Genomic DNA, 10,359 nt, shown 5'->3' with positions numbered 1-10,359 from the left:
AGTCCAGAACCGGGTCGACACTGATGAACCGGCCGGTACCCGGGTCGTATTCACGAGCACCGAGGTGAGTGAGTCCCGTCGTCGCGTCGTTGGTACCGCCGACGAAGCCCTTCGTACCGGGCCAGGACTTCGGCTGCTCCCCGCGCGGGGCACCGAAAGGCGTGGTGCGCCGTCGCATGGCCGTCGTCGACTTGGAGTCGATGGCGAGCTGGCCCGTGCCCACCTGGTCCGCGATGACGAAGGACGCGCTGCCGTCGTCACTCTGGACCGCCTGGACGCCCCCGAGATCGAGGTAGCGGGTGGCTTTCGGAGTGGTGGAGCCCTTGGCGAGGGTGATCTCCGTAGGGCCGAGGTAGAGGGTCGTCTCGGTGTCGGTCCGGCCGATCAGCCGTTGGCCCCTGGCGTCGTAGAGGTAGGACGTCGTCCCGGCGGGCTTCTCGTCCTTCAACTGGGTCGACTTGGCCAGGTGGCCCTCGGCGTCCCAGTCCAGGGTCTGTGTGTCGCCGCCGAGAACGCGGGCCGTGGTGTTGCCGAGCGGATCGTAGGCGTAGGAGTCCTTGGCCGTTCCCGTGGGGCCGCTGGTGTTCACTGCGGCCAAGGCGTGCGGCTGGGGGCTACCGGCGGCCGGGTAGGTGTAGGCGCGCTTGACGTCCTTGGCGCTGTTGCCCCCGACGTCGTGTCGGGTCTCGGTGAGGCGGTTGCCCGTCTTGTCGTAGGTGTAAGAGTTCCAGTACGGGGCTGGCCCGCCGGTCAGGTTCCCCGCCGGCGCCGCGGCGCACGTCGGCGTGGACTGTGTCCACTCGTCCGTGACGCGACGCAGGTAGTCGTAGGTGAAGCACTGGGTGTCCGTGCCGCCCGTCGAGGCGTCGGACACGGCGCGGATGTTTCCGGTCTCGTCGTAGGTGTACGTAGCGGCCTTGTCGACGGTGGGGGCGTTCTCACGGTCGACCCGTGTGGTGGCCAGGCGCTGGGTGCCCCACTCGTAACCATTGGTGATCTGCGTGAACTTGCCGCCCCCCGTCAGCTTCGCCTGGAGAGGCTTGCCCGTGAGGCCGTAGCTGGTGATGGTCGCCTTGAGGCCGCCGGATCCGATGACCTCCGTGGGGCGCAGGAGGCTGTCGTAGCCGTAGACGATTCCGTCGCCCGACAGTGAGCCGGCCTTGGGCAGGAAAGTGCTCTGGACACTGCCCGAAGGGTTGTAGTTCGTACCGAAACGGTAGGAGCCGGCAAGGGGACCCTCATTGGCCGGGATGTCGACGGTCGTGCGCGTGGCCCGGTAGAGCGAGTCGTATTCGTCCACGCGGCTGACATAGGCGTTGCCGTCCACATAGCGCGTGGCCGATGCCGGCTGGCCCTTGCCTCCCGCGACCGTGTCGTAGGTCCACTCGGCGAGCTTGGTCCCGTCGGCGGCCCCTTCGCGGAGTTCCGTCTTGCGGCCGATGTTGTCGTAGGCGTAGTAGAGCTTGTTCTTGGACGTGCGCGCGTCGGTGACGCTGGTGAGCTGACCGCGGTCGTCGTAGGCGTTGGTGGTGGTGCCCTTGTCCGGGTCGTCCGCGGAGATCTGGTGTCCGAGCTGGTCGTAGGTGTACGACCAGGAGTTGCCCGCCGGGTCCGTGTACCGGGACAGCTTCCCTTGCGGCGTGTACGCGTAGCGGATGACGTCGGAGTCCGCGCCCGGGCTTCGCTCGTGCAGTTGGTGGAGCTCCGTCGTCCTGCCGCGCGCGTCGATCACCGAGGTCGTCGCGGTGGATCCCACGGGCGGGATCACCGTGGTGCGGTCGCCGCCGTAGAGCGTGCGGGTACTGGCCAGCACCTTGCCCGCTTCGCTGTTTCCGGCGATCTGCCTGGTCTCCGTGACGCGCCCGAGCCCGTCGTAGGTGTTCCAGGTCTGGGACTCCACCTTCAGGGCGTTGTCCGGGCTGAACAAGCCCGTGCCCGGTGCGCCCTGGGCGTAGTAGGGGGCGAAGGACTTGGTGACGAGGCCGCGCTCGTCGTAGAAGGTGTCGGTGATCAGCCGCCCGCCGCCGGGGCCCGGCTGCTGGCTCTGACGTGGGCGTTGGAAGCCGTCGTAGAGGGTGTAGGAGGCCAGCTGGCCCCAGCTGTCGTTCAGCGTCCGGGTGGTGACGGCGACGGGCTTGCCCTCGGTGATGGAGTAGGTGAATTCCAGGCTGGGGACGCCGGAGGCGGTCTTCGGCTTGTTCGGGAGCCAGACCTTGGTGGAGCGGCCGAGGGCGTCGTAGACGAAGTCCGTGCGCCGGTTGTTGGCGTCCGTCTTCTTGAGGGTCTGTCCGCGCAGCGGGTCGAGCGTGGTCGTGCTGCTCCAGGCGGACGCCGTGTCGCCGGCCTTGGCGGGTGGCACCGTGGTGGTGACGGTGGTGGCGAAGCCCGTGCTCGGTGAGTAGTCGGTCTTCGTCGTCCGGCCGTCGGTGCGCTTGGTGGTGGAGACCTGCCGACCCGAGTCGTCGAAGACGATCTCGGCGGTGAGGTCGGTGCTGGTCAGTTCCCGCGCATAGCCGTCGTAAGTCTTGCCGGACTCAAGGTAGGTCGCCCGGGTGTTGTCGTCCTTCTTGAGGGTGGCCATGCCGGTGGCCTCGCCCTTGGTGGGCCGGTCCCCGTAGCCTCCGCCGTCGTAGGCCGTGCGGACGTCGGAGATGACGTTCTTGGTCCGGTCGACGGAGGTCGTGGCGCAGGACGCCGCCGTGGTCACCACACGCGAGCGCAGGGTGAGGATGTTGTCGTCGGGGTTGTCGCTGTACGTGGTCCGGGTGCACTGATCATCGTCGGAGGTCGACGTGTCCCCGAAGTCGTCGGCCTCTGTGGGCCGGCCCGCGACGGTGTCGTACTTCGTGGCCGCGGACGTCTGGCGCCACTTCTTCCCGGCTCCGTCGTCCAGGGACGTGAAGGTCCGCGCCGCCTCGGTGCCGGTGAAGTTCGCGGTGATCGTCCCCCAGGAGCGTTCGCTCTTGGCGGTCTCGTGGTGCCAGGGCCGGCTGACGGTCTTGGCCAGCAGCTTCCCGCCGGGTCCGGAGTAGCTCTCGGACTTGTAGGTGAACCCCGCTCCGGAGGAATGATCGGTGATCGGGTCGCCCTCGTCCGTCCCGAGGGTGACCTTCACGTCCTTCGTGCCGCCGTCGGGGCCCTTCCTGTCACCGTCCATGCCGCGCAGGAAGTACGTCTCCTGCCGGGACTTCATCGCGCCGACGTCATGGCCGCCGGTCTGGACCCGTACGTGCCCGTAGCCGCGCCACTGCGACCAGGTCTTGAACTTCTCCTTGGTCAGCCCGTTGTCGTCGTCGTAGTGCCAGGCGGCGTCGTCGAGGTACTCGTATCGGGTCACCTGGTCGGGGGCGCCGCCCGTGCGGTCACTGGCCGTGACCGCGTCCACGACGTACTTGTTGAACCACTGCCGGGTCGGGTCGTCGCTGCTGCTCCCGCCGATGAACTGGGGGTAGCAGCGCGTGGTGTTGGTCTCGGGCGTCGGCGGCTTCGCCCAGTCGCATACGGGCTGCGAGTAGGTGACGTCGGTCTGCCCGCCCGTCTCGTCCGTGATGGTGGACAGGCGTTCCTTGATGAAGGGCGCCTTGCCGTCCCCGGTCTTGTCGAGGCGATTGGGGCGCTGGGTGTAGACGAGCGTGGTCTTCGGCAGTGTGATGGCGGGAGTGGCGGTCTGACCGGTGTGCTGGATGGAGTCCAGCAGGAGCTGGTAATCGGTGTCGGCCATGCCCCATCGATGGCCGAACTTCCAGGAGTCGACGGGAGCATAGGTCCCGTCGGCCTTCAGGACGTTGGTGGTGATGTCCGTCAGGCGCTTGCGGGTCCAGAACGAGGGCGACAGTCGTCCCTTGTCGCACTCCGTCCCCGCCTTGCAGTTCATGTCCCAGGGCGTGTCGTACCAGTACTGCTTCTTGTCCTCGATGGTGTCTTCCGCGCAGGTGACCTTGTCCTTGTCCTGCGGCAGGCACCGCTCGGCGTTGCCGAACTCGACCTTGGCCAAGGGCTTGGCGTACAGGTCGGCGGACTTCAGGCCGTATTCGGCGCGCTTGAGATAGCCACCCCGCACATAGGGCGTGCTGTCCTTCGACTCCAGGTCACGGCCGTAGGAGTTGGTCTCCTTGCCGTAGTAGTAGCCGACGGCGTTGCCGTGCCGGTCGACGGCGTAGTCGAGGTTCCAGCGCCATGCCTGCTGGCACCAGGAGTCCTTGAAGCCGTCCTTGTGGCAGGGCTCGCCGGCATTGTTGCCGTAGACGGGGACGGTCCAAGTGGAGTCGGTGGTGTCCTTGCCCTTCGCCCAGCCGTTGAGCTTGTGGTAGCCGAAGTAGTACCGCGTGCCCTCCGGGGTGGTCAGGCGCCAGTACTCGTTGTCGTTGTCGCCGTTGTCGTGCTCACTGCCGGAGAGGCGGGCGATCCTGGTGCCGTCGTCGTTCTTCAGCTTCCACTGATCGCCGCCGGCCGGGACGAGCTCACCGGCCTTGCCGTTGAACGAGATCGTGGCGTTGTCGTAGGCCCAGCACAGGTCGCCGGGCTTGTTGCCGTCGCCGTGCTTCTCTCCGTCCTCGGAGCACGGTTTGTAGCGGCGCTCGATGAAGCCGGGCCACAGCTCGAAGCCGTCACCGGCCCACGAGGACTGGTTATTGGTGCTGCCGGTCCGCCCGTCGACCGAGGACGACGCGTACCCCAGCCCGACATTGGGTTTGAGGCCGCCGGGCACCTCCGGGACCGGGATGTTGTAGGCCCAGTTGAAGGAACCGCTGTTCAGGTCCGTGTTCCAGGTCGCCGACGGGGACAGGGGCGTGGCCTTGTAGTCGCCTTTGTCCCCGGATGCCGCCGCCGCGGCGGCGAGGACCGTCCTGGCGCCCGGGCGCAGGTTCACCCGGTCGGCGGTGAGGGTGTGCTTCTCGGTGTCGTTCGCGGTGGCGACCGGCTTGGCGGTCCGGCATCCGGCCTTGTCCGGGGTGGTGAGGGCGCACTCGGGGAGTTCCATCAGGCGTAGCCGGGACGCGTAGCCGCCGCCATATGCCTGGGCGAAACCGGAGTAGTCGAGGCGCATACCGGTGGGCGCGACCGCCTGTGCCTTCACGCCCGCCTTGGGTGCCTTACCCGTGATGACGATCAGCGGGCCGTCGATGCCCGCCCGTTCGCTCGCCTTCCGGTCGGCGATCCGCACCTCGGCCTTTCCCACGGGTGCCGCAGCCGCCAGCCCCTTGGCACCCTTTGCCGCAGGCGCGGGTAGGAAGTTCAAAGGGAGGCCGCCGACCTTCACGGCCTTCCCGGCCCCATCGGACACCTTGGACAGGTCGACGACGGTCTTCCCGCTCTTGGGCCACGCGGCCTTGGGCTTCGACTTCGGCACCCTGGGGGCGGGATCGGTCTTGCGGGGTTTGGCCTTGACCGCCTTGCCGGCCACGGGTTTCCCCGGCGCGGGCGCACCGGGGAGGGCGTGGCCCTCGGCCACCGCGGGGAGCGCCACGCCTTGCAGCAGCGACGCCACCAGGACCGCAGGTACGCCCAGCGCCAAGCGCCTGCGCCACCCCGGTCTGTGAGCCCGGTCCTTGCGCTTCATTCCTCGTCATCCCTCGCTGAAGTGGCTGAGCAGGCACGTCGCGTCGTACGCGCGGCCGCGTGCTGTGGAGCTCTTTCGTCCGGCCCGTGCTCCCGGCCGTTCAGGAGCTCGGAACCTGGGTGGGGAACTCGGGAAGGCCCGCGGCGATGCGCTCGATCTGATTCCCACTGAGGGCCCCCTGGAAGGCCCACACGTCGTCGAGCTGTCCCGACCAGTACTCCGCGGCCGTGCTCGCGGCCGCGGACCGGCCGAGCTGAAGGGACTTGCCCGCGTCGAACGACATCGCGTTGCCGGTCCGGGAGGAGCGGTCCGTGCAGGCGGCTTCCGCCGCCGTCGCCCCTCCGGCCTCCGGGCCGCAGGAGAGCTCCTCCAGCGCGCCGTTCACATACAACCGGAGCTCATGGGCGAAGCCGTCGTAGACCAGGGCGAGATGATTCCAGGTGCCCGCGTCCTGGAAACCGCTGTTCTCCACCGTCGTGACGGTGACGTCCTTGCCCGCGTCCTTGTCGGACATGGTGACCTGCCAGCGTCCGTGCCCCTCGGGACCGTTGTCGTCCGGACCCTTCGTACCCGGCACGTAGCGGACGGTGAAGGCATTGCGGTACTTGCCCTCCGCGCTCATCACGGTCATGGCGCGGCCCGGCTTGTCCGCCACCCGCTGTGCCCAGGCGGTCATGGTGAAGCTGCCACCGGTATCGACGGGCATCCCACTGGTGGAGGCCGCGTCGTCGGAGCCGTCGAGCCGCAGACCGCCCCGGTCGACGTGACCGGTGCCGATCGTGGCCCCGCCCGACAGCGTCAGGTCATGACGCGGGGCATCGTTGCCCGTGAGCGCGTCCGGTGAGACGGCCGGGCTGCCCGAGGCCGTTTCCAGCTTCCAGCGCCCCTTGACCAGTGGCCGCTGCTGGAACAGCTGCTTGATCTCGTCGACCGACACCGGCCGGTCGTACAGGCGTACGTCGTCGATCTCGCCCGGAAAGAAGTTGTCCGGTTTCCCCGCATAGGACCCCGCACCGATCTGCAACTGCCGGTCGGCGTACCACGGGTCGGGCAGGGGGACCGATCCGGCTTCCACGCCGTTGACGTACAGGGTCAGCGTTCTCGCGACGATGTCGCGGACTCCGGTGAGATGCGTCCACTCACCTCCTCGAGGAGGTGTTCCGGCATTCTGGACGACCTTGTTCTGCGCGGCGTCGGCGGCGTCGCCGGAGTGCTGGTTGAGTACCCACCGGTCGTAGGTGGGCGAGTAGTACAGCTCGGCTCCACTCGCGTTCACGCCCGCCTGGGTGAGGACCACGGCGGTGTGCGTCGGCTTGTCCTTCGGGAGCCGGGCCCATGCGGAGATCGCGAAGGCGCCCATGGTGTTGAAGTGCGGCGCGTCCACCGTCGCGTAGTCGTGCACGCCGTCCAGGGCCAGCGCCTTGCCGTCGATACCGTCCGTGCCCGGCCGGGGAGCGCCGTGGAAAACCGCCGGCATGACGTCCGCGCGGCCGCTCACCTCTTTCGCGCCCGGTTCCTCGTCCAGTGGAAAGATCGCACGGGCCGGCCGGCCAGGTCCCCGGATGTGCTCCTTGGCGTAGAGCCGGGACACCTCGCTGGTGGAGGCCGGCTTGTTGAAGATCTCCACTTCGTCGATCTGGCCGGGGAAGAAAGCGTTCGGTTTGCCGTTCACCGACGAGGCGCCTATGAGCAGTCCGCGTCGGGCGTCCCAGGGCGTCTTGTACGTCACGGCGGCTTCCTGCTGGCCGTTGACGAAGAGCCGCAGCTCACCGGCACCGCTGTCGTAGACGCCCACCAGGTGCGTCCACTCCCCGGCCCGGACTCCGCCGGGCTTCTTCTGCATCACCCGCACCGGCAGGGCGCCGTCGCTGTCCGAGGCGAACTGACTGAACGCCCACCGGTCGTAATCCTTGGAGTAGTACAGCGAGAAACCCGGCGAGTGGTTGCCTTCCTGCGTGGCGATGGCCGCAGGCTCCGAAGGCATGGCCGAGAGTCTCGCCCAGGCGGACACCGTGAAGCCGCCCGAGGTGTCCACCACCGGGATGTCGGTGTCCGCGTACGCGTCCTTGCCGTCGAGGGTCAGCGCCGTGCCCATCACGCCCTCGGCGCCGGTGGCCGCTCCCCCGTGCAACCGTGCGGTACGGGCCGGAGCGGAACCCCGAGCCTCCTTGGCCTCGGGACCGTCGTCCATCGACCACACGGCGCGCTCGGGCTGACCGGCCCGTACCTTGTAGCGGTAGGTGTACGGCTCGCTCATGTTGCCCGCGGCGTCCGCGCTCTGCACGGTGAGGAAGTTCAGCCCCGCCTCACCGGGCAAGGCCCTGAGGGTCCTGGCCGCGCCGTCCGTCGTGGTCAGACTGTTCTTCTCCGAAGCGTCGCCGTTGAGGCCGTAGATGTACTTGGTGATGCCCTTCTCGGCCGGGCCGACGGTGAAGGAGCCGTACCGGCCCAGTCCGTCGTACCAAGGGTCGTCGCCATCCGCCGAGGATCCGGGCTTCGACTCCGGGTAGTCCCCGGACGCCACCTTCGGCGCAGGAAGGACCTTGGGATCACGAACGAAGTAACAGCCACTGGGTGAACCCGCGTACGACCAGGGGGAGTAGCCGTGCCGGTCGTAGGACCGCACGTACCAGTTCACGGGGGTGCCCACCCTGATGTCGGCAGGCAGGGTGACCGCGAAGTCCGAACCCGACTTCTTGAACGAGGTCAGTCCCGGCTTCCAGCGCGCGGTGTTCCCCTTGCCGTCGCCCGCGTCCCACTCGGCCTGGAACTCGACCGCGACATCGTCGCCGTCGGGGTCGGTGACGTTGTTGGCGTAGACCTTCCCCAGGCTGCGCACGTGCACCGCCTTCTCGGGGGCCCTGCACTGGCCGCCGTACTCCATCGCCAGCTGCGCCATGGTGATCTGCGGCGGGGTCTGGTTGTACCGCACCCGCAGGTAGGCCCGGTCGGAGAAGCGCTTCCAGGCGTAGGTGTCGGACTCGTCCGAAGCCCGCAGACCGAACGTCATCGAGGACCAGCCCTTGGCGGCCGCCTCCTGCACCGCGTCCAGAACCCCGAATTCGGCGTCGGCGGAGGCGCATCCCTCGAAGCCGTGGGCGAAGGAGTCCTCTCCCAGCTTCTTGATCCAGAAGCCGGAGGACTTCTGGGAGTTCCACGTGGTGGAGGAGTCGATGCCCTTGGTCCGCCAGAGCTGCACCCCCTTCTTCTCGCACGAGGCCGACCAGGTCTCCCGGACGACGAACTCCGCCGACAGGATGGTCTTGCCCGCGAACTTCGAGGTGCCGATCTCGTAGAACAGACGCTTGGTGTCCTCCGGTTGGCAGTGCGCCCAGTCGCAGTAGCCCATGCCGGCGTCGCTCTTGCCGTTGAACTTCCACTGCGGTTCGTTCGCGAAGTGGCTCGTCGCCATGGTCCAGGCGGACGACTGCGGTGTGTACCACTGCGGGTCGATGTAGACCGGGTACACCGTGCCGGGTCCGTTGAGGACTCCCTTGTCTGGTGTCAGCACCAGTTCGCGTCCGCCGTCTGCCACGTCCACACCGACCCGGGCCTGCTTGCCCGACTCTCCCGGACCGGACTCCTCCCGGCCGCTCCTGACGATGGTCCCGGAGGACGGGGCCGCCTTGGGCCGGACCCCACTCGTCCTGCCGGTCGGGGCCGTACCCGGACTGGAATCCCACATCATCGGCGCAGGTGCCTCGAAGACGGTGCCTCCGGCGCCCTCGTCGACGGCCGTCAGTCCGCCCTGCGCGCTCTCCCGTACGGTGAGGCCCTCGCCATTGAGGCGCATACGGAGCCGGGCCAACTCGGGGTTCGCCGCCGCTTTCGCGGACTTCACCACCAGGAGCTGGGTGAAGCCGTCCGCCTGAGCGGCCAGCCGCAGGTCGACGTCCGGAAGGACATCGGGGTAGGTGGCGGTGTCTCCCTCCAAGCGGGGGGCCGGTAGTGGGGACGGCCAGTTCATGGCCAGCTTGCGTCCGCCCTTGTCCAGCCGCACCAGGGCTTCCCCGCCGCCACTGGAGAATGTCACTCCGACGGTTGCCGCACGCGGCGAGACGCCACCGTCGGCGGTCTTAGCCAAGGTGACGTCGACGGGCTTCCACGCACCGTCCACGCGCGCCCGGACCGGGCGCAGGTACTCGCGGGCCTCCAGTGTTCCGTCGGGCCTGGCCGCAACGTCCGAGCGCTCACCCCTTCGGGACGACACCTCCACATCCCGGCCCGAACGCTTGGCCAGAGCCAGCGCCTCGGCCTCCGAAGGAGCGGTCGCGTCGGCGGCCGGCTCCGATCCGATGGCAGTGGCCCTGCTCGGCGTGACGGAGCCCGTAGCCCTCGCCATCGCCTCCCCGGGCAGGGCCCCTGCCATCAGGACCAGCCCCAACCCCCAAGCGGTGACACCGCCCACCACCCGAATACGCGCATGACGAAGCATCGCCCCCCAGCCCTCCCCAGAGCCTGACGCATAGTTGCGAGGTGTGACGATATGGCCGCGTGGTGTGCATGGTCTACGCCGGACAAAGGAGAAAGATCAGCTGAAGTCTCCTCAAAAGCTGGTCTTGGCTGTTGTGTCATGCATCACACCCTGTACTTCGTTCGGGTCGTGGCGATATGCGCTGCCTTGGCTTGGAGCCTCCGCCCTCACGTGTGGTCGGCCTGACCGCGCGTCGCTGTAGCGCTGCGCGTTCGGTGCGGCGGGCGCGGCACGAACGACGCGTCGACCGGTCTCACCCATCTCGGCGCTCGCGAATACGACCCGGGTACCGGCCGGTTCATCAGTGTCGACCCGGTTCTGGATC

General features: G+C 68.3%; 2 protein-coding genes and 1 pseudogene. 1 reads left to right on the top strand and 2 read right to left on the bottom strand.

Annotation, left to right across the window (positions count from 1 at the left end; translation table 11 throughout):
• A partial coding sequence (locus ACZ303_RS31695; RefSeq protein ID WP_467343928.1) for an RHS repeat domain-containing protein occupies window positions 1–5,560 on the bottom strand: 5,560 nt, incomplete at its 3' end.
• Between the two features lie 100 nt (window positions 5,561–5,660).
• Entirely contained in the window at window positions 5,661–9,902 is a 4,242-nt protein-coding gene (locus ACZ303_RS31690) for a LamG-like jellyroll fold domain-containing protein (protein ID WP_467343927.1), read from the bottom strand.
• A 360-nt stretch (window positions 9,903–10,262) separates the two neighbouring features.
• Between ACZ303_RS31690 and ACZ303_RS31685 the strand changes: the two are divergent.
• Window positions 10,263–10,359: pseudogene (locus ACZ303_RS31685) on the top strand (RHS repeat-associated core domain-containing protein); the annotation flags it as partial.

The organism is Streptomyces sp. NPDC023527, from assembly GCF_055560115.1.
This window is presented reverse-complemented; position numbering and strand designations above follow the sequence as displayed.